This window comes from Sphingomonas sp. 3-13AW, from assembly GCF_049311085.1.
In the GTDB taxonomy this organism is placed as follows: domain Bacteria; phylum Pseudomonadota; class Alphaproteobacteria; order Sphingomonadales; family Sphingomonadaceae; genus Sphingomonas.
The window spans coordinates 35237-60919 of sequence record NZ_JASNVZ010000022.1 but is presented as its reverse complement, the minus strand read 5'-3'; the positions used below and the strand labels follow the sequence as shown (position 1 = coordinate 60919).

The window sequence follows — 25683 nt, the reverse complement described above, 5'->3', positions numbered from 1 at the left end:
CGTTGCGCGGGATCACCGCCCTCTGAGGCGCCCCCTCCCGAGATGAAGCGAAGCCCGGCGCGCTCCGGGCAGGGAGAGTTCCCATGAACCCACTTTGGGGAATGTTCGCGGTGCTCGTGGGCACCTTTTTACCCCTGTCGATGACGCTCAGGGCAGGGGCGCAGGTGTTCCACGACCGCGGCTATGGCCTGTGGCATCCGGTGAACGTGTATCGCTGGATCAAGATCGCGCTGATCGTGCCGCTGCTGGCGCTGGTCAGCCCGGCCGGGGCGTTTCTGATGTTCGGCATCGGCGACGAGGGCATGGCCGAGCGGATCGTCACCTTCCTCGCCTCTGCGCGTGGGGTGATCCTCGTCGCAGGCTTGCTGCTCGCCGCCTTCGTCATCGACAAGGAGCGGCCGCGCATGATCGACCAGCTGACGCGCCGGCCGACGTCCGACGAGCACCGCACGCGCATCCAGTTCCGCCACGACACCATGATCGTCCTCATCATTCTCGGGCTCGCCCTGATCTCGGCTCCATTTGTCTGATGGCCGGGCAGAACGTGGTCGCTGCGGCCGTGGGGCCGGCCGCAGTCGCACTGCTGGGCCTCAACATCCCGATCGTGCCGGCGCTCTTCGGCGTCGCTGGCGTCGTGCTGGGCCGATACATCGCGCAGTCGGTGCGCCGTGAGGGGGAGGAGCGTGTCCCCAGTCGGGCGAACTTCGCTGTCACCGTGCTGTTCGCGCTCGCCATGATCGCATTCTCGTCCGAGCGCGAGCTGACGCCATTCCGCGCGCTCGGTGCCGGCGCGTCGGCCGGGTTCCTCGGGCTGGGCCTGCTCGAGTTCGTCGCCTCCCAGTTCTCCGAACGGGTGCGCGGCGCGATCGAGGGGTTCTTCAATCCCCGGAAGTGACGGGCCGCCCCGGCTCATGGCGTTGGGCTCCAGGAGCCGGGGCGCAAGCGCGACGGGGGTTGTGCGCTCAGAGGCTGAATGCCCCCGCTGTGTTTCCCGACAATGTCACCCACGTTACCGATGAAAGGAAGAGTCATGGCAAAGACGGCTGAGCAGCTGGTTGCCGAGGTGATCGCGCGCGAGGGTGGGTATGTGGATCACCCTGCCGACCGTGGCGGCCCTACCAACTGGGGGATCACCGAGCAGGTCGCGCGTGCCTATGGCTACCGGGGCGACATGCGATCGCTTCCGCGCGCCACGGCGGCGGAGATCTACCGCAAGCGCTACTGGACCGCTCCGGGCTTCGACAAGGTCGCGACCCGCGCCGCGGACCTTGCGGCAGAGCTGTTCGACGCAGGCGTGAACATGGGGCCGGCGCAGGCGGGCAAGTTCCTGCAGCGCGCGCTCAACCTGCTGAACAGCGAGGGGCGCACGTACCCCGACGTCGCAGTCGACGGCGGTATCGGACTGCTCACCCTGGCGGCGCTCGACGCCTACCTGCGGCAGCGGAACAACGCCGAGGGGAGGGCGGTGCTGCTGTGGCTTGTCCGCTCCTTCCGGACCGGCCGCTACGCCGAGATCGCGGAGGCGAACAAGTCGCAGGAGGCGTTCCTCTACGGCTGGATCGCACGCCAGGTGCGGGAGGCGTGACCGCCCTCGCGCTGCTGCGTCGCTTCTGGTGGGCGCTGCCGATGCTGGCGCTCGGGGCGGCGCTGCTCGCCACCCGGGCCACGCTCGCCGACCGCACCGCCACGTTGCGCGCTGAGCGCTCGGCGTGGACGGCCGCGCTGGACGATGCGGAGAAAGCCCGGCTGGAGGCCGAGCGCCGCTACGCCAGCAACCTTGCCCAGGCGGCGACGAACTATGCCGACGGTCTGGCCGCGCGCCAGCCGATCATTGTCCGATCCACCAACACCGTGAGGGAATATGCGCAGACTGATGCTGGCCGCGTGCTGTGCCGCGATGCTGACCGGGTGCGCGCGGTCGATGCCCTCGATGCCGAACTTGCCGAAGCCGCCAAGCTCGGCGCTGGAGCCGTGCGTCCCGACGCCGCAGCGCCGGCAGGCGGACGGTAGCGCCAGCGCTGCCGACGACGACGGGACGATCCGCGACGGGAGGTTCGATCTGGCCGCGTGCGAAGCGAAGCGCCGCTTGCTGGTGGAAAGTTGGCCGAGCTAAATAAAAAAGTTCCGAGACTGATTTCTCTTGCAGCCTAGGAAAAACCACGCGTCGCGTGATGTCAGCGGCTGAAGTTACTTAGACAACAACTTGCAGGTGCACCTCTCGCACTTGCGCGTGCCCCTCGCCGCCGGTAGTTAACAAACAGTTACAGCCGTAACGCAAAAGCCGCGCACGGGTGCCTAATCCCATACGCGGCTTTTGGTAAATGCAACGTCCCGTCGTGAGGAGCGCTGCCGAGTGTCGAGCAAGGGGATAATGCTACCCCATGCTTTGGTCAAGGCTCTTCCCGCGGGCATTTATGGAAGCCTTAAATGACCTCTACCGATCACCAAATTGAGCTTGTTCCCCACACCTACCAGGGCGCGCTGATCCAGCAGCGCAGTGCGGACGGATACATTAACGCCACGGCGATGTGTAAAGCGGCCGGGCGTGAGTGGTCCTCTTACCGGCGGAGCGCCGAGCCGTTCGTGACGGCGTTGGAAGGGTCCCTGCAGATTCGCAGGGACCTAATAATCCAGTCGATCACGGCGGGAGCAAACGATGCTCGCGGAACGTGGGTGCATCCCCAAGTAGCTATCCATCTCGCACAGTGGTTGTCGCCCGAGTTCGCCGTCAAAGTAACCGAGTGGGTTTACGAGTGGATGTCCGGCAAGAAGCCGTCGGACCGCGTTTGGGCACAGTTCGAAGACCGCGTCTCTCTGGTTTATGACAATGTGCCCTTGGGGTACTTTTGTGTGTTCCGGGAAATTGCGGACCTGTTCGCCTCCATGATTTCCAACGGAGCGGATTTCGGGACTCGAATGATATTGGACCTGAGTGTGGGCAATTGCTGGGGGCCGCACTGGACGAAGTCCGGCTATGACGCACAGTTCGGCGCGCGCATGAAGTTCGACCACCACTACCCGCCTTACTTCCCACAGGCGTGGTCGAACCCACAGGACGCTTGGTGCTACCCAGAAGACGCTCTCCCAACCTTCAAGCGCTGGCTACGCGAAGTCTACGTGCCGCATAAGATGCCAGCCTACCTGAAGAGCCAGGTCGCCCAGAAGAAGCTGGCAGCGCCGATCGCCAACAATGCTCTCGCAGCTCTCGCTGCACGCGAGGGGGCCCGGTCGTTGCCTCGCCCCGGAAAATAAGCGCCACTCTGACCGGCTGGGCAAACGCGCTCAGCCGGTCGGGCAAACACCCTGAGCGGGACGGCTGTTTCTGTGGAAGGGTGGTCGCGTCGATCCTCGCGGCGCGATTTATATTCGCGATGACGAAAGCTCCGGGAGGGATAGTGCCCAATCGTTTGGAAACAGCGTATCGCAATTGGACAACCGCGTATGCGGGTATAGCAGTAGCCGCGGTCGTTGTAGCATTCGGATCTCAGAACCTTCTACGGTACGCTGAGCCGGGAAGGCTCTGGCTGGGAAGCGTGCTGCTCGCGGCTGGGATAGTAGTCTTCTACGAAGGCATAGGGATTGATGGCTTCATCGCCCGCACTCTCGTGGCGCTCCTTAGCGCCACTTTCGCGGCGCTCGCCGGATATATCGCCGGGCCCATGCTGGGCGATGCCATCGCCCAGAGTAGAGAGAATGACCGTCGGTGCGTTATCATCGAGCGAGAGCTAATGCGCGGGGAGCCTCGCCGACAGGATCTTCCCGATCTTTTCCAGGCGCTCGGTTGTAGACCGCAGACTAAACTGATGCCTCGCCGCCCCAACGCCGGATCTTCGAACTGAGGCCCATGTGAAGACTGTTGCGCCAGAATGTTCGCATCTGAGTACAATTCCAGCGGTACGGTATTCCGTACGGTATCGGCTGGAACATCTGAGACATAGGTCGCAGAAATCCGCCATTTCTTTAGGTCAATGTGACGGCCTCCCTCTCCGCCATTACCCCGTCCCACATCGTTCGGCATTGTTCGGAAAACCCGCAGGTCGCTTCGCCGAACAGGACGACGTCTGGCCTCAGAGCGCCGTCGTCACAGACCGGACAATCCTGAGCGACAAGAAGGTCCCGTTTCCACGGGAACCGCGCCCCGCAGCTTATGCATAGCGCAGAGGCTAGCTCTCCATGGATATGCAGCACATCGCGGCTTCCGCCACGCTCGTGAAGATCGTCGACGTTCTGCGTGACGAGCGTGAACTGGCCGCGTTGCTCGTCTATCCACGCCGCCTCAAGCTCCGCCAGCGCGACGTGAGCTGGGTTGGGAGACACCAACGGAAGTTGTCCTCTGCGCGCGTCGTAGAACGCGTGGACCGGGTACGGGTTGGTGGCGGACCCCTCCGCCGAGCATACCGCTTCCACGGCATGGTTCTCCCACAAACCTTCTGTGTCACGAAAGGTGGAAAGACCGCTTTCGGCCGATATTCCGGCGCCCGTCAGGATCATGATGTTCGTCATTCTTGTCGCATTCGCCCTGTGACCGCCAAGCAGAAGACAGTTGCTCAATGACCCAGCGTTCGTGCAAGCGCCACATCACAGCCCGTCGGAAAGTTGATCTCGGTGTGCTGGCAGGCAGTTGCCCCAAGATTAGAGGATAATGGAGCGAGTCCTCGAGCCATGACCTGCCGGGGGACCGACCTCCATGCCGCTCTTATCCCTTCCAAAAACCAGATGCTCGTTCAGCATTTTGATTAGGCTTGGTTCAACGGCAGGAAGTACACTTCTGCTACGCTCCTCGAAGAGTGGAACTGCAGCGTTTCGTCAAAAGGTCTGGCCGTGTGGGATAAAATGATGCCAGCTACGCCTGCGCAAAATGTTGGTCCTTTTGCCCACTCCATAGCCGGCCTGGGGCACGATCACTGGGAGCTGTTGTCGGCGCATGCGCGCCAGGTCGGTGATACCGCCGGCCGCTTCGCCGCCGTGTTCGGGGCGCAGCATGCGGCAGCGCTGGCCGGGTATCTGCACGACATTGGCAAGGTATCGTGCGCGTTCCAGGCATACATCGCTGGCGCTGGCCCCAGCCCTGACCATAGCACTGCGGGTGCCGTGGTGGCGGATTCGCTGTACGCAGCGGGGGGCGAGCGGCTGATCGCACGGCTCGTCGCGTTTGCGATAGCAGGGCATCATGCGGGCCTGTCCGATGGCGTCGCACTCGAGACGCGGCTGGCACGCGAGTTGGAGGGATATTCGGGTTGGGAAGCGGTTGTGCCGCCCTTGCCGGTGCACATCACGCCAAGCCTGCCCGGAACCAGCCGAAATGATAATGCTTACCGGCTCGCCTTCCTGGGGCGGATGCTGTTCTCGTGCCTGGTCGATGCCGACTTTATCGAGACCGAGCAGTTCTACGCGGCGGTGGCGGGCGACGTGCCCACGCGCGGCGGACACGCGTCGCTGACCGACCTGCGCGACCGTCTCAACACCTATATGGCGCCGTTCCGGGCGCGCGGCGGCACCCTCAATGCGCGCCGCGCCGAGATCCTGTCGCATGCCCGTCGCAAGGCGGCGCTGCCACCGGGGCTGTTCACGATGACGGTGCCGACCGGCGGCGGCAAGACGCTTGCCAGCCTCGCCTTCGCGCTCGATCACGCGATCCGCCATGGGCTGGCACGTGTGGTGTACGTGGTGCCGTACACGTCGATCATCGAGCAGACCGCCGGCATCTTTCGCGCGGCGCTGGGCGATGCCGACGTGCTCGAACATCACGGTACGGTCGACTGGGACGCCGCAGAGACAGATGCTGATGGGCGGGAGGCGCTCGCCAAGCTGCGCCGGGCGTCGGAGAATTGGGACGTGCCGATCGTGGTGACCACCGCGGTGCAGTTCTTTGAGAGCCTCCACGCCAACAGGACGTCGCGCTGTCGCAAGCTGCACAATCTCGCGAACAGCGTGATCGTGCTGGACGAGGCGCAGACGTTGCCGGTGCCGCTGCTACGCCCGTGCCTCGCCGCAATAGAGGAACTGGCCGCGACCTATCGCGCTAGCGTGGTGCTCTGCACCGCGACACAGCCTGCGCTGCGGTCCCAGGACGGGTTCAAGGACGGGCTGGACATTCCGGCGGAGCGCGAACTCGCGCCCGATCCGCAGGAATTATATTGCGCGCTGCGGCGCGTCGCCGTGGAGCATATCGGCGCAGTGACCGATGCGGACATCGCCGCTCGGTTCGCGGCGCAGGACCGGATGCTGTGCATCGTCAACAGCCGCAAGCATGCGCAGGTGCTGTTCGGGCTGATCGCTGACCTGCCCGGCGCGCGCCACCTAACGACGCTGATGTGCCCGGCGCATCGCCGTAAGGTGCTGGCCGAGATACGCGCCGAATTGACGGCTGGGCATCCGGCGCGGTTGGTTAGCACGAGCCTGGTCGAGGCCGGCGTCGATATCGACTTTCCCGAAGTCTGGCGCGCGGAAAACGGCCTGGATACGATCGCGCAGGCTGCCGGCCGCTGCAATCGCGAGGGCGCGCCGACGCCGGGCAGAACGGTGATCTTCGCCGCGGCCGACCACAAGCTTCCGGCAATGTTCAACCAGCAGGTCGCAGCGATGAAGGCGGCGCTGCGCCAACATGCGGACGATCCGCTCGGGCTGGCGGCGGTGCGTACCTATTTCAGCGAGCTATACTGGTCGAAGGGCGAGGCGCTGCTCGATGCCGCCACGATCGAGAGCAAGCCGTGGCCGATCATGCCGGCGATCGGGGAGAGTCTCAGCCTCCGCGACCTGCGCTTCACCCCGCCTTACGCCGGCGTGGCGCAAGCGTTTCGGATGATCGACGATATCGGCCATCCGGTGATCGTGCGGTGGCGCGGCGGGGATGATCCCGATGTGGTCGCGAAGCTGGTGGCGACGCTGGAGGCGGCGCCGGTAGCGCCGGGTGCGGTGCTCCGCCGGCTGCAGCAATATACGGTGTCTATCCCGCAGGCGGCCTATCGCGCGATGCTGGAGGAGGGAGCGGTGCAGCCAATCAGCGGCGACCGATATGGCGAACGATTCATGCTGGTGCAGGATATCGGCCTCTATTCCGAGGCGACCGGGCTGGCGCTGGACCCGTTCGGCGGCGGGGCCTGGATGGGCGCTTTCTAGAAAAGCCGTACTTCCACAAAGCATTTCCCGGGAAAATTGTCGATCAATCGAGATTGAACGTCTTTTGTTACTTGCGAACAACTCGGCTGCGCGGCAGCATAACTACATGGGGGATGGGGATGGCGTTCGGGGTACGGTTGCACGTGTGGGGGGAGCTTGCGTGCTTCGTTCGCCCGGAGATGAAGGTCGAGCGGGTCTCCTATGACGTGATGACGCCATCGGCGGCGCGCGGCATTCTGGAAGCGATCCACTGGAAGCCGGCGATCCGCTGGGAAGTGACGCGCATTCATGTGCTGCGGCCGATCGCCTTCCGGTCGATCCGGCGCAACGAGGTGTCGGACAAGGCGTCGATCGCCAACGCACGGAGCGCGATGAAGGCGGGGACGACCGCCGGGCTGGGGATCGACGTCGCCTCGGTGCGACAGCAGCGCGCGGCGTTGGTGCTCGCCGATGTGGGCTATGTCATCGAGGCGCGGTTCGACCTGACCGACCGCGCGACCGCCGAGGATACCCCCGCCAAGCATATTAGCATGTTCAACCGGCGCGCCGAAACCGGCCAGTGCTTCCACCGCCCGTGCCTTGGCACGCGTGAGTTCGCCGCCGAGTTCCGCCTGATCGCGGACGGCGACCCGCTGCCCGAATCCACCTTGCCGCCCGCCGATCGCGACCGCGACCTCGGCTGGATGACCTATGAGCCGGGCTATGGCCCCGAAAAGCCGGCGCGCTTCTTCCGCGCGCGGCTGAGGGACGGCGTGGTCGAGGTTGCCGCCCTCGCCGCCGAAGGGCTGATCGCGTGACGATCCTCCAGTCGCTGGCAAGCTATTATGACCGCATGGCGGCGCGTGGCGAGGCCGAGCCGCCCGGATTTAGCCGGGAGAAGATCAGTTTCGCGGTGGTGATCGACCGTGACGGGGAGCCCGTAGCGGTATCGGACCTGCGCGACACGACGGGCAAGAAGCCGGTGGCGACCCTGCGCGACGTGCCGGCATCGTTCAAGCGGCCGGGTGTGGGAGTAAGCCCCTTTTTCCTCTGGGACACCAGCGCATATGTGTTGGGCGTCGACTCCAAAGGCGATCCGCGGACGGCTGTCAAACTGGCAGCGTTTCGCGATCGGCATGTCGGATTGCTGGCCAGTACGGAGGATGAGGGGCTCCTCGCGCTCCGCACCTTCCTTGAACGCTGGGTGACGGAGCGTTTCGCCGAAGCTCCCTTCACCGCTGACATGCTGGACACGAATATTGTGTTCCGGTTGGACGGGGATGTGGACGATAAGGGCAATCCCCGTCTGATCCACGAACGGCCGGCCGCGTCGCCGTTGATCGAGGCGCTGCTCGGCTCCGGGGAAGATGGCTTGTGCCTGATCACCGGCACAGTCGGTCCAATGGCGCGCCTTCACCCCACGACTAAAGGCGTCTATTCAGACAGTCCGCCACCAGGGGGAGGCCATAGTCTAGTTTCCTTCAACGCTCGCGCTTTCGAATCATGGGGGCGAGAGCAAGGCGCTAATGCTCCGACAGGTGAGGCGGCGGCGGCACGCTATGGTGCCGCGCTTAACCGCCTTCTAGATCGCGGTAGCCGTAATCGAATGCGGATCGGTGACGCGACCGTCGCCTTTTGGGCGGATACGGATGGTATCGAAGAGGCGATCGCCCAGGCCGCCGAGGCCGCACTGGCGGACATCTTCGGCACCGGTCCCAAGGTCGATCCGGACCAAGACCTCTCCGAAGCCAGGAAAGTGCGAGAAGCGCTCGCGATTGTTGCGGCGGGTCGCCCCACGACATTAAATGATGTTGCCATCATTCCTGGCACTATCGTTCATGTCCTTGGCCTGTCACCCAACGTCGCGCGACTATCGGTGCGCTTTTGGCTAACCAAGACACTCGGCCACCTCGCCGCAAATCTTATTAAGCATGAGCAGGATTGCCGGGTAGAGCCGCTGCCGTGGAAGGCACCGCCCTCCATCAACTGGCTACTGACCAATAGCGTCGCGGCGCGACAAGATGGGAAAAATATCCCGCCACTACTCGCGGGCGAAGTGGCGCGCGCGGTGTTGGCCGGCACGCCCTATCCGCGCACGCTGCTGACGAATGCAATCATGCGGCTGCGCGCCGGGGACGATCCCGCGACCGGCTGGCACGCCGCGGTCGTCCGCGCGGTACTGACACGATCATATGGAGGAGCACCGATGGGTCTCAGCACGACGGAGGAGAACGCGGGCTATCGGCTCGGCCGCTTGTTCGCGGTATTGGAAGAAGCGCAAGAGCGCGCGCTCGGCCGGGTCAATGCCTCGATCCGCGACCGCTATTTCGGCGCGGCCTCGGCCACCCCGGCCAGCGTCTTCCCGCTGCTGCTGCGCGGCGTGCAGAACCATCTGGGCAAGCTGCGCAAGGACGAGCCGGGCAGCGCGCAATCGGTCGAGATCAAGCTCGGCGAGATCATGAGCGGGATTGCCACCGATTTGCCGAAGACGCTGAAGCTGGAGGATCAGGGCCGGTTCGCGATCGGCTATTATCACCAGCGCAGCGAGCGGTTCCGCAAGAAGGGCGAAGCGGCGGCCGACGCGGCGGGCAACGAGGGGACGCAAGACCAATGACCGAGACCAGCCCGGCGCTGACCCGCCGCCACGACTTCGTACTGTTCTTCGACGTGACGAACGGCAACCCCAATGGCGATCCCGACGCCGGCAATCTGCCGCGGCTCGACCCCGAGACCAACCGCGGGCTCGTCACCGACGTGTGCCTGAAGCGCAAGATCCGCAACTATGTCGAACTCGCGAAGGAAGGCGAGAGCGGCTATCGCATCTACGTCACCGAAGGCGCGATCCTCAACGAGGCGCACCGCGAGGCCTATGTCGCGCTGCGCCCCGACGATCCCAAGGCGAAGACCGACAAGAAGCTGAACCCAAAGGGAGACGCGGAGGCCAGGCAGATCCGCCAGTGGATGTGCGACCATTTTTTCGACATCCGCACGTTCGGCGCGGTGCTGTCGACCGGGGTGAACGCCGGGCAGGTGCGCGGGCCGGTGCAGATCACCTTCGCGCGATCGGTCGAGCAGGTACTGCCGCTGGAGGTGTCGATCACGCGCATGGCCGCGACCAACGCCGCCGAGAAGGAGAAGCGCGACGTCGCTGCCGGCGAGGGCGATGACCGCACCGACAACCGCACGATGGGGCGCAAGCACATCATTCCGTACGGCCTGTACCGCGCGCACGGCTTTGTTTCCGCACCGCTCGCCAGTCATGGCGTCAAGGGCACGGGCTTTTCGGAGGCAGATCTGGCCCTTCTGTGGGAGGCGCTGGGAGCGATGTTTGAGCACGACCGCTCGGCCGCGCGCGGCGAGATGGCGACCCGCGGGCTGTTCGTGTTCGAGCACGAGAGCAAATTGGGCAACGCTCAGGCCGAAGCGCTGTTCAACCGCATCGTCACGCACCGCAAGCGCCCGGATGCGGACGCCGCCGACCCGGCCAATCTGTACGCGATCGGCGCAGATGCGATCGACAATTGGCCGCCGGCGCGCAGCTTCGCCGACTATGCGATTACACTGGACGATGCCGAGCTGCCGGCGGGCGTCACGGTGCATCGGATGTAATGGGTGGCCGCGGGTGAGCCGGCAGCGGGGCCGGGGCTGGAGGATGACGACAACCTGGTCGCGATCTCCGCGCTCCAGCATCAGCTCTTCTGCCCCCGCCAGTGCGCGCTGATCCATCTCGAGCAGCAGTGGATGGAAAATGCCGCAACCACGCAGGGCAAGATTCTGCACGAGCGGGTCGACGATGGCGCTCCCGACCGGCGAAGGGGGCTGCGCGTGGTGCGCGGTATTTCGCTGCGAAGCCATGCACTCGGCGTCACCGGCCGCGCCGATGCGGTGGAACTGCACAAGGCGCCCGCCGGCGATCCGCCGGGCTGGCGCCCGCTGCCGGTCGAGTACAAGCGGGGCAAGCCCAAGGCGCACCGCGCCGACGAGGTCCAGCTGTGCGCGCAGGCGATCTGCCTGGAGGAGATGTTCGGCTGCGCCGTCCCCGAGGGGGCCCTGTTCTACGGCGTGACGCGGCGGCGCACCGTCGTCGCGATCGATGGCGAGTTGCGTGCGCTGACCACGCGGGTCGCGGGGGAGGTTCATGCGATGCTCGCGAGCGGGCGCACGCCCGCCCCGGTCGCGATGCCGGCCTGCAAGCAATGTTCGCTCGAGCCTCTGTGCCGACCCCGCGCGATCGAAGCCCGCCCCGCGGTGTCGCGCTGGCTGGCCCGCCAGTTGGCGGACTGACGATGCGGCGTCACCTCAACACGATCTACGTCACCAGCGAGGATGCGTGGGTCCGCAAGGACGGCGCCAATATTGTCGTCGAAGTGGATGGCGTCGAGCGGGGACGTGCGCCGATTCACATGATCGGCGGCATCGTGTGCTTCACGCGTACCGGCGCGTCGCCCGCGCTTATGGCTGCCTGTGCGGAGGCGGGCGTGGGATTGTCGTTCCTGACCCCCAACGGCCGGTTTCAGGCGCGCGTCGAGGGGCCGCGTACCGGCAATGTGCTGCTCCGCCGCGCACAATATCGCGCCGCCGACACGCCGGCGTTGGCGCTGCCCTTTGCGCAGAGCGTGGTCGCCGCCAAGGCCGCCAACCAGCGCACCGTGATCCGACGCGCGCTGCGTGATCACGGCACTGCGCTGACCGAGCTCTCCCGCGGCAGGCTGACGGAGGCCGAGCTGCGGCTGGGCGATTCGGCACGGCTCGCGGCCGGATGCAACGACATGGCCTCGTTGCGCGGGATCGAGGGAGAAGCCGCCGCCGCCTATTTCGCCGCGTTCGACGTTCTGATCCGCGCCGACGATCCCGCGTTCCGGTTCGCCGGTCGTTCGCGCCGCCCGGCGCTCGACCGGATCAATGCCCTGTTGAATTTTCTCTATGCGCTGCTGGGCCATGATTGCCGTTGCGCGCTGGAGGTCGTGGGGCTGGATCCGCAGGTCGGCCTGCTTCACGCCGATCGGCCGGGGCGGGCCAGCCTGGCGCTGGACCTGATCGAGGAGTTCCGGCCTGTCATCGCGGATCGGCTCGCGCTCAGTTTGATCAATCGCCGTCAACTGGTCGCGCGTGACTTTACAGTGGAGGACACCGGTGCCGTGCTGATGACGGACGATGCCCGCAAGACCGTGCTGACCGCCTGGACCGAGCGCAAGAGTGAGGAACTGCGCCATCCCTTCCTGGGCGAGGCGGTGACGCTGGGCCTCGTCCCGTATATCCAGGCGCAGCTTCTCGCCCGCCACCTGCGCGGCGATCTCGACGGCTATCCGCCGTTCATCTGGAAATAGGCCGATGTTGATGCTCGTGACCTACGACGTCTCGACCCAGGACGCAGCCGGCCGCCGACGGCTGCGTCGGGTGGCACGATCCTGCCTCGATTACGGCCAGCGCGTCCAGAATTCGGTATTTGAATGCGAGGTCGACGGCGCGCAATGGGCAACGTTGCGCGCCACGTTGCTGGCGGAGATCGACCCCGATCACGACAGCTTGCGCTTCTACGCCCTGGGCGCCAAGGGCCGTGCGAAGGTGGAACATATCGGCGCCAAACTCACGCGCGATCTAACCGCGGCGTTCATCGTTTAGCGCTGCGCGAACCGCAAGCGGTCGCGGTTCCTGTCATGCGTTCGCGCATGTCGAATGCATTGATTCGATGCGGTAATTGTCGTGGGGATGCTGGGTGAGGAGTCGGGGAGGGTTCCGGCAGCGCAGGTTCGCGCAAACTGGCGAATTGTTCGTTCTTTCTCAATGTGTAACAGAACTGCTGTCGCCCCTCGCGCAGGGGCGTGGATCGAAACCTCGTCGGTAGGCCGGGCTGCCACCCGGCTCCCGGTCGCCCCTCGCGCAGGGGCGTGGATCGAAACGCCGGCGGCGAGCGCCTGCAAGTGGCCGCGCAAAGTCGCCCCTCGCGCAGGGGCGTGGATCGAAACATTGATGAAGTTGCCGACGCGGCCGTCTTTGCGAGTCGCCCCTCGCGCAGGGGCGTGGATCGAAACTACAAAGTGTTCGGGCTAACCGCCAACGCTGACGGTCGCCCCTCGCGCAGGGGCGTGGATCGAAACATGTTTCGGTGCACCAAGGGTCGCGCCCTTCAAGGTCGCCCCTCGCGCAGGGGCGTGGATCGAAACAGGCGCAGGCGCTGCCGGATCCGGTGACGCAGGCGTCGCCCCTCGCGCAGGGGCGTGGATCGAAACGTCATGCTGCATCTCCCGGGTTTGCGAGCTCGAGGGTCGCCCCTCGCGCAGGGGCGTGGATCGAAACTCCGCGACGATCGATGACGGCCGGGTGCTGGAGGTCGCCCCTCGCGCAGGGGCGTGGATCGAAACACGATCACCGCGGTCGGGGCCGATGAAAAGGCCGTCGCCCCTCGCGCAGGGGCGTGGATCGAAACATCTGGAACGGCGTGTTCTGGAACCCGGTCAACAAGTCGCCCCTCGCGCAGGGGCGTGGATCGAAACCTGACGTGGCTCAACAAGAAGACGGGAGACTGGGTCGCCCCTCGCGCAGGGGCGTGGATCGAAACCGCCGTTGTTGGCGGCGCGAATGTAGGGCCGGTGTCGCCCCTCGCGCAGGGGCGTGGATCGAAACTGCTCAATCTGACTGTTCACCGCCGACAACAGCTGTCGCCCCTCGTGCAGGGGCGTGGATCGAAACAGATTGGCGCGAACCTTGGCTTGCCGATCGAGACGGTCGCCCCTCGCGCAGGGGCGTGGATCGAAACATCGGCCGACCCGGTGACGCGACGCTGGTAGATGGTCGCCCCTCGCGCAGGGGCGTGGATCGAAACGTCATTTGTCATGGTCGGTGTCCTGGTTGAGGAGGTCGCCCCTCGCGCAGGGGCGTGGATCGAAACGTAGATCGCCCGCGCCACCCGATCCACCGCATCCGTCGCCCCTCGCGCAGGGGCGTGGATCGAAACTCCTGCGTCACCGAGTGGCGGTAGCTCCACCAAGTCGCCCCTCGCGCAGGGGCGTGGATCGAAACGATCTGCAGAATGGCAGCGCCCCGGAAGTCGTGGGTCGCCCCTCGCGCAGGGGCGTGGATCGAAACCAAATGTGCCGAATTGCGCGGGCCGTGAGACAGCGTCGCCCCTCGCGCAGGGGCGTGGATCGAAACGAGCCACTCGTAATAGGCCGTCCAGTCGGCACGGTCGCCCCTCGCGCAGGGGCGTGGATCGAAACGCGCAGGAGAACGGGCAGGCATTCGTCCTCGGTGTCGCCCCTCGCGCAGGGGCGTGGATCGAAACATCCGGGACATGCGCTATCTCCCGCTCGCCTTTTGTCGCCCCTCGCGCAGGGGCGTGGATCGAAACATCGTCGCCATGCTGGGCGGCCACCTCGCCACCGTCGCCCCTCTCGCAGGGGCGTGGATCGAAACAGCAGGTTCCCGCTCTGGTCCGTCAACGAGTGCCGGCTACCGGCTTCGTCATCGAGGACAACGTGCGCGGACTTGGCCCTGATGGTCCCGCGATCGATCCGAGGGGTTTCGCTTCGTCTCCCTGGCTCAAGCCCAAGCCGACGAAGCATATCGAAAGCCCCCTAGGTCCGCGACCCGCTTCGGACCGATGTGGGGATACCGGTGGGCACGGGAGCGCCGTGTCCGGGTAGATGGTTCGCTTGAGGAGGAGCCGCCAAAATGGCTCCTGGACTATGCAGAAACAGGGGTGGTGAGCGAACCCTAGCGATCGATGGCGGACTATCCCTCGTCAGAGGCGAGGCTGCGCCTCCTGCTGTAGAGGAGGTAGATCAGCAGGCCGATCACCTGGGCGCCCAGGAAGTAAAGCTGCGTTGATCGCGGCAGGCTGTAGAACAGATAGACGCAGCCCAGGATCGCAGCCGGGCCTACCACCCAGGGCAGCGGCACGCGGAACTTGCGCACCGCGCCTGGCTCCCGGCGGCGCATGACGAGCATGCACAGTGCCACCGCAGCAAAGGCGACGAGCGTTCCTGCATTGGCAAGGGCGGCGAGCTCGTTGAGCGGGATCAGGCCGGCCAGCACCGAGACGATGGCCGCTGTGAAGAGCGTGACCCGCGTAGGCGAGCCCCGTTGCGAGACTTGGGCGAGCCCTTTCGGCAAGAGGCCATCGCGGGCCATCACGAAGAAGATGCGGCTCTGGCCATAGAAGAACGCGAGGATCACCGTCGGCAGCGCGATCACGGCCGAGATGGCGAGATACCGGGCGGCCCAGGGGTGCTGAAGTTCGCGCAGGATCAATGCCAAGGGCTCCGGGCTGTTTGCGAAGCTGGAGTAGGCGAGCGCACCAACGGCTGCCGCCGCGACCGCCATGTAGATCAGCACGCACAGCACCATCGAGCCGACGATGCCGATCGATAGATCGCGCGACGGGTTCTTCGTTTCCTCGGCCGCGGTGGCGATGGCGTCGAAGCCGTAGAAGGCGAAGAAAATGATCGCTGCTGCTGCCATCACCCCACGCTCGACGCCGTCCGGCGACACCGATTTGGCGAAGCCGAACGGCATGAAGGGTTCGAAATTGGCGGCGTCGAACGCGGGCAGTGCAACCGCCACGAACACAACCAGCGCCGCGAGCTTCACCAGCACCAGGACCGCGTTCAGCGTTGCGCTTTCCCTGGTGCCCAGGATCAGGATCCCGGCTACCGCGAGGATGATCCCGATCGCGGGCAGGTTGACGATGCCGCCGAGCTCCGGGCCCTGCATCAGCGCCATGGGAACGCCCAGCGCCTCGTGCAGCAGCGGGGCGGCATAGCCGGACCAGCCGACCGCTACCGCGCTCACCACAAGCGAGTATTCGAGGATCAGGCTCCAGCCGACGACCCAGGCGAGCAGCTCGCCGATCACCACATAGGAATAGGTATAGGCGCTCCCGGAAGCTGGGATCATGGTTGCCATCTCGGCGTAGGCGAGCGCCGCGCACGCGCAGATCAGCCCGGAAATGCAGAACGAGAGGAGCACGCTCGGCCCGGCCTTGTCGGCGCCCACGCCGATCAGTGTCAGGATGCCGGTACCGACGATCGCCCCGACGCCCAGTGCGATCAGATGGGGCCAGGAGAGGCTCTGTGCGAGGCGATGCTCCGGAAGCATGTCCTCGCGCGCGACGACGGCTTTACGAGATGTCCAGCTCACGGGCTGTTCTCCAATGGATCACGCTGGCCTACCGCCGGGCGGAAGGCCAGCGCAACGTTGAGGAAGTTGTGTCGGATCGAGCGGGGCGGGGTTAACTCGCGGCCGTGCCGCCGGCGGGGGCGGGGGCTGCGCCATTCTCTGCAATGAAGCGCGCGATCTGATCCTCGAGCAGCGGAAGCGGCACGGAGCCCAGTCCCAGGATCACATCGTGGAACTTGCGCTGGTCGAATTTCGGGCCAAGTGCGGCCTCGGCCTGGTGGCGCAGGCGCAGGATGGTCATCTCGCCCAGCTTGTAGGCCAAGGCCTGACCTGGCCAGCTGATATAGCGGTCTACCTCGGTCTCAACCTCATGCTGCGAGAGCGCGGTATGGCCCGCGAGATAGTCGATCGCCTGCTGGCGCGACCAACCCTTGGTATGGATGCCGGTGTCGATCACGAGCCGCGCAGCGCGCCACATCTCGTAGGAGAGGCGGCCGAACCGCTCATAGGGCGTGCGGTAGATGCCCATGTCCTCGCCCAGCCATTCGCAATACAGCCCCCAGCCTTCCCCGAAGCCGGAGAAATAGGCGGAGCGACGGAATGCCGGCATGTCGGTCCGCTCATCTGCCAGGGCCGCCTGCAGGCTGTGACCGGGGGAGCATTCGTGCAGCGTCAGCGCCGGAATATTGTACAAGGGGCGGCTGGGCAGATCATAGGTGTTCATCTGGCAGGTCTCGAGCCCGCCGCGCCCCGCGGTGTAGAAGGGCGCCAGGGCGGGAGCCACCGGCACGACCGAAAAGCGCCGTCGGGGTAACAGGCCGATGGTGTCGCCCAGCTTCCCGTTCACGCGATTGACGACATGGGCGGAGAACATCATGAGCTCTTCGCCGCTCTTGGCGTAGAACTGCGGGTCGGTCTTCAGGAAGTGCAGGTAATCGGCAAAGCTGCCCTTGAAGCCGCTGTCCCGCATCGTCTTGCGCATTTCGGCGTCGATGCGCGCGACCTCAGCCAGTCCGATGCGGTGCACCTCCTCGGGTGAGACATCGAGGGTCGTGTATTTGCGGATTTCCGCGCGGTAGAATGCGGCGCCGTCGGGCAGTTCCCCGACCGAGATACTAGTCCGCGTCCGCGGCAGATACTGTGTTCGGTAGAAGTCCAGAAGTCGGGTGTAGGCGGGCGTCACGGCGGTTTCGATCGCGGCCCGTGCATCGGCGCGGAGCTGAGCCTGTTCGGCCTTCGGGATGCCACGCGGCATCTGCTTGAATGCCGCGTAGAAGGGGCTGTCCTCGGGCGACTTTGTTGCGAAGCCCCCGATCGAGGCATCGCGGCCCTCGATCGCGCTTCGCGGAACGCTGAAGCCACGGGCAAGGCCGGTGCGCATGTTCGCGATCTGCTCGTCAAAGAACCGAGGCACGTCGCGCATCCGGGCGATGTAGCGGCGATATTGTTCCGCGGTGCGGAGGGCACGGGGCTCGTCGAGATAGGTCCAGAAGGAGCTGTCGCTGTTGAACGGCATCTCCCAAGTGCGATACTTGCCGTCACTCAGCGACCCCTCGAGCAGCGTGCGGAGCACCTCTGCGTTGATCCTTTCCTCGGCGGAAAGCTGCGCAAGGGGGATGCGACGGAGCTTGGTGAGCGTGTCCTGCCAATGGGCGATGCGGCGCTGCTGCGAAGCCGCGTCGACCCGCGGTAGGCTCACGCCGGAAGTGTAGCCGCCGTCGCCATCAGGAACGAAGCCCTGATCTTTCAGGCTCCACGCCCATTCGGCCTCGTAGAGCGCGCGAAGCTGCGCATCGGCTGCGGCCGCGGGCGCAGCCGCATCGGTCGGCGCCGCGCTTGCGCCCTGTGAGACAATGGCAGTCGCCAGAAGAATGGGGAGCATCCCCCGTTGCAGGCGCATGTTCATCTCGCATTCCCCCCTCGCGCCACCCGACGCGCAATCACCATGTCGCGGGCTCCCATAGAGGACTGCGCCTCGTCAAACTTTTTGATCGAAGGGGCGCGCGTCTTTCGGTCTGAGAACGAGCCTCGCTCTGTGGAGCACTCCCCGATCGTTGCCGTACAAGCACAGTCCATCAAAAAATGTGACGTATTTAATAATCACATTGCAATCGTTGTTGAGGCTCGCCAGCCTGAACGACGTTTCAAGGGGAGTGGGGAATTTAAATGAAAATTGCGTCGAAGCTGCTGGGCGGGGTCGCCCTGGCAGGCATCTATGCGGTTGCAGGAGTGCCAGCGGCGTTTGCGCAGGTGGCGGACGCGCAGGAGCTGCCGGCGACGCCCAGCGTCGACGACGACGCTGATAGCGCAAGCATCGTTGTCACCGGCAGCCGCATTCGCCGCACCGGCGCTGACAACCCAAATCCGACCACCGTCGTGACCAGCCAGACGATCGAGCAGTCCGGCGTCACGGAAATCGCAGACCTCGTCAACCAGATCCCCAGCGCCTTTGTCACCCAGACAAACCAGACGGCCAACCTGCGCGGTTCTGCGGGCATGAACACGCTCAATCTTCGCGGCCTCGGGGCGGATCGCACGCTGGTGCTGGTCAACGGCCGCCGCCGTGTTCCGTCCTCGCCGGGTTCTTCGGTCGTGGACATCAGCGCGCTTCCGTCGCGGCTGGTGGAGCGGGTTGAGGTGGTCACGGGTGGCGCGTCCGCGCTCTATGGTGCGGACGCAGTTGCAGGCGTGGCCAACTTCATCCTCAAGAAGGACTTTGACGGCGTGGAGGCGAACGCTCGCTACGGCGTGTCGACGCGCGGCGATGCAGGGGAGGTCAATCTTGACCTCCTTTATGGCAAGAACTTTGCCGGCGGCCGCGGCAACCTGACGCTGTTCGGCTCGTATCTGAACAGCCCGGATCTCGTTCGGGGTCAGGACCGACCATGGACCGCAGGTGGACTCCCGCTCTATCGTCATCTTCCCGACGACACCTGGCAACTGACGGACGGCAATCGCAGCATCTACGATCACAACGAGGCGATTGTTGAGCTGGGCGGCCGCGGCAACCTCTACACCTTCAATCCCGACGGCAGTCTCCGGCGCCCGCAGCTGGGCCCGGGCGGGATCCTGAACCTGAACGATCCCTGGTCGAACACGGATCTCAGCACGTATCTTACGGATGGTGGCGAGTTCCTCGGTCGTTTCGACGGCTATCTGCTGCAAGTCCCGCGAGAGCGCGTGTCTGGTTTCGGCACGTTCAGCTATGACCTCACCGACCGCGTCCGTTTCTTTACGGAAGGCGGCTATACGCACACCAGCTCGCGCACGCGCTCACAGTCTTTCGCCTCCTACGGCTATGACTATGTGCCCGCGGACAGCCCCTTCATCACGCCCGCGATGATCGCGGCGAACGGCGGGCCGATCGCCTCCGCCCTCCCGTTCACCCGGCGCTACACGGAGCTTGGGCCACAGGATACGTTCTACGACCGGTCGACCATGCAGGTCACCACGGGGTTTGACGGCACATTGCCCAACATCCTGGGCAAGGAGTGGAACTGGGCGCTTTCCTATTCCTATGGCGAAACCCGCCAAAAGATCTGGACCCGCAATGCGACTTCGGCGGACCGGGTGGCGCTGGCGCTGGATTCGACCGTGGACGCTGCGGGCAATGCAGTCTGCCGCAGTTCCCTTACCGATCCTGCCAACGGGTGCGTCGCGCTCAACCCCTTCCTGCCGCTGTCGCAGGGAGCGATGGACTATATCCGCTACGACACCAGCCGCTCCACCGACGTGCTGCGCCAGCATGTCGTGTCGGGCTATGCCACGGGTGAGCTCTTCTCGCTTCCCGCGGGAGCGGTGCAGGCGGTGCTCGGTGGTGAGTACCGCAAGGAAAGCAATGATCTTGGCGTAGCGCCGGAATTCAACCCCGACAGCCCCTTGTACGACCCCACAATCGGCGTCGTCGCCCTGCCGCTCGTCGGCAAATATGACGTGAAGGAAGCGTTCGGCGAAGTTCGAATTCCCCTGTTGAAGGAGGTGCCATTCTTCCATCAGCTGTCGGTTGAGGGGGCGGTGCGCTTCTCCGACTATAGCACCGCAGGCAGCACGACCTCGTGGAAGGTCTCCGGTGAGTGGGCGCCAGTACGCGATCTCCGGTTCCGCAGCACCTATGGCCAGGCGGTGCGCGCGCCCAACATCTCCGAACTGTTCACTTCATCGAGCATCTCGGGCGCGTGGCTGCGCGATCCCTGCAATTATTACGACGTCGAATATCGCCAGACCGCGACGGAGTTCACCAAGGCAAATTGCGCGGTCCTGGATCCGACCCGCAAGAATAGTGATTATTACCAGTGGCTGGACGTCAACTCGCGCGGGAATTCTGAGCTGGGGGTCGAGACGGCGAAGACGCTGACGGTGGGGGCGGTGCTGCGGCCTCGCTTCCTGCCGCACCTGACCCTTAGCGCCGACTATTTCGACATTCGCCTGCGCGGTGCAATCGATGCTTTCTCGGCGCAGACCATCCTCGAGAAATGCGTCGATGCTCCCACCCTCGACAACATCTTCTGCGAACTCGTGGAACGCGACAGCGGCAATAATCCCGTCTCCGTCATCGCCCAGCAGCTCAACCTGGCCCTGTACCACACCCGGGGCATCGACTTCGAAGCCGATTATTGGTTCGATCTGTCGTCGCTGGGCTTCGGCGGGAACAGTGGCCGCATCTCGGTCAACGCTGCCTACACGCGGCTGATCAAGCGTGAGAACACGCTGGACCCGGACGATCCCAACACGCGCTATGAATATGCCGGTGTGTTCGGCTCGCCCAAGTGGAAGGGCGTGATCCGTACGACCTATAGCAACGGACCCGTGACGCTGAACTGGAATCTCCGCCACTTCTCGTCGATGCAGCCGTTCCGCACCGAAACGCCGGAAAAATATGATGTGCTGGGCACGGGAGACGTCTTCTACAACGACTTCTATGCCGCGGTGACCGTCGCCGATCGCCTGACCCTTTATGGCGGCGCCAACAACGCCTTTGACCGGGCGCCTCCGCGCCTCCCCGGCGCCGAGTCTGGAGGCGCCAATTTTGAACAGGGCTCCTCCGCGGGTCTCTACGACACGCTCGGGCGGACGATCTATGTCGGTGCGCGGCTCCGGTACTGACGCCCGGCTCTGAAAGGACCCGAGCGGCCGCCGGCCGGTGCCCCTTGGCACCGGCCGGTCACGCGATCTTCGTGCCGATGGTTCTGACCCGCCGATCTGCCCGGGCGACCCGAGCCCGGTTCAACCCGATTTTGCCAGGATTTTCCGATGAACAAGCAACTCTGGTTGGCCGCGCTTCTCTCGATGACCGCGTTGGCGGCGCCGGCCGCATCGCAGCGGCAGCAGCCGCCGGCCAGGGAAGGGGAGGACCCCTTCCAGTGGCTGGAGGAGATGGAAGGAGAGCGGGCTCTCGCCTGGGCAGGCGAGGAGAACGCCAGGACGCTGGGGGTGCTGCAGGCGGACCCGCGCTACCAGCGCTTCTACAATCAGGCGCTGTCGATCTACCAGGCGAAGGACCGCGTCCCCTACGTCTCGTTCTACCGTCGCGGCCTGAGCAATTTCTGGCAGGACGAGACGCATGTCCGCGGCCTCTGGCGGCGGACGACGCTCGCCAGCTACCGCACCGAGGACCCGCAATGGGACACGATCCTCGACATCGATGCACTGGCAAAGGCCGAGGGAAAGAACTGGGTCTACGAGGGCGCGACCTGTCTTCCCCCGGAAGGGCGCGCCTGCCTGCTGCAGCTGTCGGACGGGGGCAAGGACGCCGTCTCCGTCCGCGAATTCGACCGCGAGTCCAAAGCCTTTGTAAAGGGAGGCTTCGAGTTGCCCGAGGGCAAGCAGAACCTGTCCTGGGTGGACCGGGACACGCTGCTCATCGCCCGTGACTGGGGCGAGGGCACGCTGACCTCGTCGGGCTACCCCTTCGTTCTCAAGGAGCTCAAGCGCGGCAAACCGCTGGCGCAGGCGCGCGAGGTGTTTCGGGGAGAACCCACCGACGTGTGGGTAGCGCCCTTCGACCTTCGCGATGCTGCCGGGACGTCCCATGCCGTCGGCGTGATCCGCGGCGTAAGCTATTTCGATACCGAGTATGTCCTGTTCAGGGCGGGCGGAGCGATCAAACTTGACCTGCCCAAGCGTGCTTCGCTCGGCGGCATCGTCGACGGACGCGTTCTGGTCAGCCTGAACCAGGATTGGGCGCCGGCCGGCGGACCTGCGTTCAGATCCGGCTCGCTCGTTTCCTACGATTTGGCGGAGTGGAAGCGGGATCCTCGCGCAGCCAGGCCGTCGCTCGTCTTTGCGCCGGGTCCGCGGCAGGCGATCAGCGGCTACAGCATCACCCGGAACAAGCTGATCCTCACCATCCTCGACAATGTGCAGGGCAAGGCTTTCAGCTACGACTATCAGGACGGCGCCTGGCGCGCGAAGCAGATCGCCTTGCCGGCAAATGCCAGCATTGGCGTTGCCACGGCGTCCGACGAGAGCGACGAGGTGATGTTCTCCGTCACCAACTATCTCAACCCGAGTTCGCTCTGGTATTATGATGCGGCAACCGACCAGCTTGAGACCCTGAAGACCTCGCCCGCGCGCTTCGATGCCTCTCGTCATCTCGTCGAGCAGCTCGAAGCCGCCTCACGCGACGGCACCCGCATCCCCTATTTCCTGGTGCGGCCGAAGCAGATGAAGCGCGACGGCAGCACGCCGACGCTGCTCCACGGTTACGGCGGCTTCCAGATTTCGCGGCTGCCGGGCTATGACGCAGCGATGGGCCGGCTTTGGCTGGAACAGGGCAACGCCTATGTCGTCGCGAACATTCGCGGCGGGGGCGAGTTCGGGCCGCACTGGCACGATGCCGCACAGGGCGCGACCAAGCAGCGGACGTGGGACGACTTCATCGCCGTCGCCGAGGATCTGCAACGGCGCAAGATCACCTCGCCGCGCCGATTGGGGATCGTCGGCGGCAGCCAGGGCGGGCTCCTAGTCGGCACGGCCTTCACCCAGCGGCCCGAACTGTTCAACGCCGCCATCGTCCAGGTGCCGCTGTTCGACATGCTCCGCTACACCAAGCTGGGGGCAGGAGCGTCCTACATCGGCGAATATGGCGACCCCGATGATCCCGTCCAGCGCGGGTGGGTAGAGGCCTATTCGCCATACCAGAAGCTGGTGCCCGGCAAGACCTACCCGACCCCGTTCATCCTGACCTCGACCAAGGACGATCGCGTGCATCCGGCGCACGCACGCAAGGCCGCCGCCCGGCTCGCAGCGCTTGGTCAGCCCTATTATTACTATGAGAACACGCATGGGGGCCACAGCGCGGCCGCCAACCTCACCGAATCCGCGCGGAGGGTTGCCCTGGAATATAGCTATGCGAGCAAGCAGCTGGTCGATTGACCCGCCGGCCTCTGCGCCCGCGAGACATTGAATTTCCGTTCGAACGGTAAAGCGCCTAAGTTGATACCATCACAATGGAGAAGCAGCCCGTTGCTCGGAGCGAAGTCAACGAAGAGGTCCCAGCTGCCCTTGGGCGAGCGTATCAAGACCCGACGCAAGGAGCTGGGCCTGACGCTGCGGGAGCTTGCCGAACGATCGGAGCTTTCGGCGCCCTTCATCTCCCAGGCGGAACGCGATCTGACGACACCATCGCTGGTATCGCTTCTCGCGCTTTCCGAGGCGCTGGAGGTCGAACTCGGCTATTTCATGTACATTCCCGAGGCGACGCAGATCGTCCACCGGGCTGCGAAGCCAAAGGTCATCGCGATCGATTCACCGGTCACCTATCATGACCTTTCGTCCAACCTCGAGAACCGACGCCTCGATGTGATGTACATGCGCATTCCCGCCGGCCACGTCTTTCCCGCCGGCCACTGGAACGGTGAGGCAGTTTACTACCTATTGAAGGGTGAGCTGCACGTTACGGTGGGGCAGACTAAGGCGCTGCTGAAGGAAGGCGACAGCATGCACTTCGACTCGCGGTTGCTTCATTGCGGCCGCAATCTCTCGTCCGAGGAGGCACTGTTGCTTTTCGTCGGGACGCCAAGTGAGTTCGTGGCGAAGAAGCGCAAGTAAGCCGCAGAGCCGTTGCCCTGTCTTATGCATGGAATGGTCGGACGATCATATAACCGGCGACAGTTTTGCAAGGCGTTGCGGTCCGATGGCCTGAACAAGGCTCCATTCCCATCCACACAGCACGATCCTATTTTCGGCCCAGGACTCTCATGTATCAAATGACTGCCGAATCTTCCTTGTCCCTTCGCGCCATTCCGTTGCTTTCGTTCTTGCCGCCTTGGGCCGAAACACTGCTCGCGCTGGCGCTGCTGGCGACGATCGCCTGGGTGGCGAACTTCGCCGTCAAGCATATCGCGCTGCGCTACATCATGCGGCGCCTGCCGCTGGAAGGCGCCGCTGGCATCGCGGCACGGCTGGCCAATATCGTCCCGGCGCTCATCGTTGCCTACGGCATCCGCGCGGTGCCCAATCTGCCGGCGACCGTCAGCGTCGTGATCGGCAACGTCGTTGCGGCCTCGATCATCCTCTTCCTCACCCTGGCAATCGGCCAGGCGCTGAGCCTTGCGAACCAGATCTACGAACGCCGTCCGGAGGCCGCGCACCGCCCGATCAAGGGCTATGTTCAGGTGCTCAAGATCATTCTCTATATGGGCGCTGCGATCCTGATCGTCGCCGCGCTGATGGAACAGTCGCCGCTGCTCCTGCTCTCTGGCCTTGGCGCCATGGCTGCGGTGCTGATGCTGGTGTTCAAGGACACGATCCTCTCCCTGGTCGCCTCGGTCCAGCTCACTTCCAACGACATGCTGCGTGTGGGGGACTGGATCGAAATGCCGCAGCTCAATGCCGATGGCGCCGTGGTCGACATCGCGCTGCACACGGTGAAGGTGCAGAACTGGGACAAGACCGTTACCACCATCCCGACGCATCGGCTGATCCAGGAAAGCTACAAGAACTGGCGCGGCATGTCGGAATCAGGCGGCCGCCGGATCAAGCGCGCGCTGCTCCTTGACCAGAATTGCGTTCGCTTCCTCACCGAGGATGAGCGGCGCGAGATCGCCAATATCGCGCTGGTTCACGACCATCTCGACCGCAAGCTGAGCGAGATTGCCGCCTGGAATGCGCAACTGGGAGATGCGGCCCGGCTGCCCGCCAACCAGCGGCGCGTGACTAACATCGGCACCTTCCGCGCCTATGTCGTGCAGTATCTGCGCGCGAACCCTCGCATCGCCAAGGACATGACCCTGATCGTGCGGCAGCTTGCCCCCACGGCCCAGGGCCTACCGCTCGAAATCTACTGCTTCACCGCGACGACCGTCTGGGTCGACTATGAGGAGATCCAGGCGGACATCTTCGATCACCTGCTTGCCATTCTTCCCGAATTTCACCTGCGGGCATTCCAGGCGCCAAGCGGCAGCGACTTTCGCCGCCCCGATAGCGCAAATGGGGCTTGGTAACGGCACGTCGGCCTTGGCGGTGCTC

At 64.8% G+C, this 25683-nt stretch carries 20 protein-coding genes and 1 CRISPR repeat array; of the genes, 16 read left to right on the top strand and 4 right to left on the bottom strand.

All coding sequences use genetic code 11. From position 1 onward, the window contains the following. Nucleotides 1-83: 83 nt before the first annotated feature. The 5 genes from QP045_RS17515 to QP045_RS17495 all read left to right on the top strand — a co-directional run bounded on the left by QP045_RS17515 (nucleotide 84) and on the right by QP045_RS17495 (nucleotide 3252). A complete protein-coding gene (locus QP045_RS17515; protein WP_422516289.1) occupies nucleotides 84-530 on the top strand; it encodes a hypothetical protein in 447 nt (148 codons plus the stop codon). Beyond that, entirely contained in the window at nucleotides 530-895 is a 366-nt protein-coding gene (locus QP045_RS17510) for a hypothetical protein (RefSeq protein ID WP_422516288.1), read from the top strand. The genes QP045_RS17515 and QP045_RS17510 overlap by 1 nt, the downstream gene beginning before the upstream one ends. Nucleotides 896-1030: 135 nt before the next feature. After that, complete coding sequence (locus tag QP045_RS17505) at nucleotides 1031-1585, top strand: glycoside hydrolase family 108 protein (RefSeq protein WP_422516287.1); 555 nt, start codon at nucleotides 1031-1033, stop codon at nucleotides 1583-1585. Then, nucleotides 1582-2010 carry a hypothetical protein gene (locus QP045_RS17500; RefSeq protein ID WP_422516286.1) on the top strand — a complete coding sequence of 143 codons (429 nt, stop codon included), beginning with the start codon at nucleotides 1582-1584 and terminating at the stop codon, nucleotides 2008-2010. Before QP045_RS17505 ends, QP045_RS17500 begins: the two co-directional genes overlap by 4 nt. A gap of 417 nt (nucleotides 2011-2427) precedes the next feature. Continuing rightward, nucleotides 2428-3252: a KilA-N domain-containing protein gene (locus QP045_RS17495; RefSeq protein WP_422516285.1), complete on the top strand. Its 825-nt coding sequence runs from the start codon at nucleotides 2428-2430 to the stop codon at nucleotides 3250-3252. A 708-nt stretch (nucleotides 3253-3960) separates the two neighbouring features. Here the strand turns inward: QP045_RS17495 and QP045_RS17490 are convergent. Both QP045_RS17490 and QP045_RS17485 read right to left on the bottom strand, forming a co-directional pair. Next, entirely contained in the window at nucleotides 3961-4503 is a 543-nt protein-coding gene (locus tag QP045_RS17490; RefSeq protein ID WP_422516284.1) for a Sir2 family NAD-dependent protein deacetylase, read from the bottom strand. Between the two features lie 303 nt (nucleotides 4504-4806). Next, entirely contained in the window at nucleotides 4807-4983 is a 177-nt protein-coding gene (locus QP045_RS17485; protein ID WP_422516291.1) for a hypothetical protein, read from the bottom strand. Between QP045_RS17485 and QP045_RS17480 the strand changes: the two genes are divergently transcribed. From QP045_RS17480 to cas2, 7 genes are all read left to right on the top strand, one after another. Then, nucleotides 4915-7119 carry a CRISPR-associated endonuclease Cas3'' gene (locus QP045_RS17480; RefSeq protein WP_422516283.1) on the top strand — a complete coding sequence of 735 codons (2205 nt, stop codon included), beginning with the start codon at nucleotides 4915-4917 and terminating at the stop codon, nucleotides 7117-7119. The two genes, QP045_RS17485 and QP045_RS17480, sit on opposite strands and share 69 nt — an antisense overlap. A 119-nt stretch (nucleotides 7120-7238) precedes the next feature. Continuing rightward, a complete protein-coding gene (gene cas5c, locus QP045_RS17475) occupies nucleotides 7239-7916 on the top strand; it encodes a type I-C CRISPR-associated protein Cas5c (protein WP_422516282.1) in 678 nt (225 codons plus the stop codon). Beyond that, a complete protein-coding gene (gene cas8c / locus QP045_RS17470) occupies nucleotides 7913-9712 on the top strand; it encodes a type I-C CRISPR-associated protein Cas8c/Csd1 (protein ID WP_422516281.1) in 1800 nt (599 codons plus the stop codon). The genes cas5c and cas8c overlap by 4 nt, the downstream gene beginning before the upstream one ends. After that, nucleotides 9709-10707 carry a type I-C CRISPR-associated protein Cas7/Csd2 gene (gene cas7c / locus QP045_RS17465; protein WP_422516280.1) on the top strand — a complete coding sequence of 333 codons (999 nt, stop codon included), beginning with the start codon at nucleotides 9709-9711 and terminating at the stop codon, nucleotides 10705-10707. Before cas8c ends, cas7c begins: the two co-directional genes overlap by 4 nt. A 3-nt stretch (nucleotides 10708-10710) precedes the next feature. Further along, complete coding sequence (gene cas4, locus QP045_RS17460) at nucleotides 10711-11382, top strand: CRISPR-associated protein Cas4 (protein ID WP_422516279.1); 672 nt, start codon at nucleotides 10711-10713, stop codon at nucleotides 11380-11382. A 2-nt stretch (nucleotides 11383-11384) separates the two neighbouring features. Beyond that, complete coding sequence (cas1c, locus tag QP045_RS17455) at nucleotides 11385-12425, top strand: type I-C CRISPR-associated endonuclease Cas1c (RefSeq protein WP_422516278.1); 1041 nt, start codon at nucleotides 11385-11387, stop codon at nucleotides 12423-12425. Nucleotides 12426-12429: 4 nt separating this feature from the next. Continuing rightward, nucleotides 12430-12720: a CRISPR-associated endonuclease Cas2 gene (gene cas2, locus QP045_RS17450; protein ID WP_422516277.1), complete on the top strand. Its 291-nt coding sequence runs from the start codon at nucleotides 12430-12432 to the stop codon at nucleotides 12718-12720. 180 nt (nucleotides 12721-12900) lie between these two features. Further along, a CRISPR array of direct repeats spans nucleotides 12901-14511; the repeat unit is 32 nt; unit sequence GTCGCCCCTCGCGCAGGGGCGTGGATCGAAAC. 318 nt (nucleotides 14512-14829) lie between these two features. Here cas2 and QP045_RS17445 read toward each other — a convergent pair. Beyond that, a complete protein-coding gene (locus QP045_RS17445) occupies nucleotides 14830-16236 on the bottom strand; it encodes an amino acid permease (protein ID WP_422516276.1) in 1407 nt (468 codons plus the stop codon). Nucleotides 16237-16327: 91 nt separating this feature from the next. Further along, nucleotides 16328-18121, bottom strand: coding sequence for a DUF885 domain-containing protein (locus tag QP045_RS17440; protein ID WP_422516275.1), 1794 nt, complete (start codon nucleotides 18119-18121; stop codon nucleotides 16328-16330). Nucleotides 18122-18381: 260 nt separating this feature from the next. Here QP045_RS17440 and QP045_RS17435 point away from each other — a divergent pair, with 260 nt between their 5' ends. The 4 genes from QP045_RS17435 (at nucleotide 18382) to QP045_RS17420 (ending at nucleotide 25658) form a co-directional block, all read left to right on the top strand. Beyond that, the gene (locus QP045_RS17435) at nucleotides 18382-21318 is read left to right on the top strand and encodes a TonB-dependent receptor plug domain-containing protein (RefSeq protein WP_422516274.1); all 2937 of its coding nucleotides are present in this window, start codon (nucleotides 18382-18384) and stop codon (nucleotides 21316-21318) included. Between the two features lie 147 nt (nucleotides 21319-21465). Next, a complete protein-coding gene (locus QP045_RS17430) occupies nucleotides 21466-23589 on the top strand; it encodes a prolyl oligopeptidase family serine peptidase (protein WP_422516273.1) in 2124 nt (707 codons plus the stop codon). A gap of 129 nt (nucleotides 23590-23718) precedes the next feature. Then, a complete protein-coding gene (locus QP045_RS17425) occupies nucleotides 23719-24264 on the top strand; it encodes a helix-turn-helix domain-containing protein (RefSeq protein ID WP_422516272.1) in 546 nt (181 codons plus the stop codon). A 158-nt stretch (nucleotides 24265-24422) separates the two neighbouring features. Continuing rightward, complete coding sequence (locus tag QP045_RS17420; RefSeq protein ID WP_422516271.1) at nucleotides 24423-25658, top strand: mechanosensitive ion channel family protein; 1236 nt, start codon at nucleotides 24423-24425, stop codon at nucleotides 25656-25658. The last annotated feature ends 25 nt before the right edge of the window (nucleotides 25659-25683 follow it).

Coding starts and splice junctions, on each gene's coding strand:
- cas7c (WP_422516280.1), top strand. CDS start 9,709: ATGACCGAGACCAGCCCGGCGCTGACCCGCCGCCACGACTTCGTACTG.
- cas2 (WP_422516277.1), top strand. CDS start 12,430: ATGTTGATGCTCGTGACCTACGACGTCTCGACCCAGGACGCAGCCGGC.
- cas1c (WP_422516278.1), top strand. CDS start 11,385: ATGCGGCGTCACCTCAACACGATCTACGTCACCAGCGAGGATGCGTGG.
- QP045_RS17420 (WP_422516271.1), top strand. CDS start 24,423: ATGACTGCCGAATCTTCCTTGTCCCTTCGCGCCATTCCGTTGCTTTCG.
- QP045_RS17505 (WP_422516287.1), top strand. CDS start 1,031: ATGGCAAAGACGGCTGAGCAGCTGGTTGCCGAGGTGATCGCGCGCGAG.
- QP045_RS17515 (WP_422516289.1), top strand. CDS start 84: ATGAACCCACTTTGGGGAATGTTCGCGGTGCTCGTGGGCACCTTTTTA.
- QP045_RS17485 (WP_422516291.1), bottom strand. CDS start 4,983: ATGCTGCGCCCCGAACACGGCGGCGAAGCGGCCGGCGGTATCACCGAC.
- QP045_RS17495 (WP_422516285.1), top strand. CDS start 2,428: ATGACCTCTACCGATCACCAAATTGAGCTTGTTCCCCACACCTACCAG.
- QP045_RS17440 (WP_422516275.1), bottom strand. CDS start 18,121: ATGAACATGCGCCTGCAACGGGGGATGCTCCCCATTCTTCTGGCGACT.
- QP045_RS17510 (WP_422516288.1), top strand. CDS start 530: ATGGCCGGGCAGAACGTGGTCGCTGCGGCCGTGGGGCCGGCCGCAGTC.
- QP045_RS17430 (WP_422516273.1), top strand. CDS start 21,466: ATGAACAAGCAACTCTGGTTGGCCGCGCTTCTCTCGATGACCGCGTTG.
- cas5c (WP_422516282.1), top strand. CDS start 7,239: ATGGCGTTCGGGGTACGGTTGCACGTGTGGGGGGAGCTTGCGTGCTTC.
- QP045_RS17435 (WP_422516274.1), top strand. CDS start 18,382: ATGAAAATTGCGTCGAAGCTGCTGGGCGGGGTCGCCCTGGCAGGCATC.
- QP045_RS17490 (WP_422516284.1), bottom strand. CDS start 4,503: ATGACGAACATCATGATCCTGACGGGCGCCGGAATATCGGCCGAAAGC.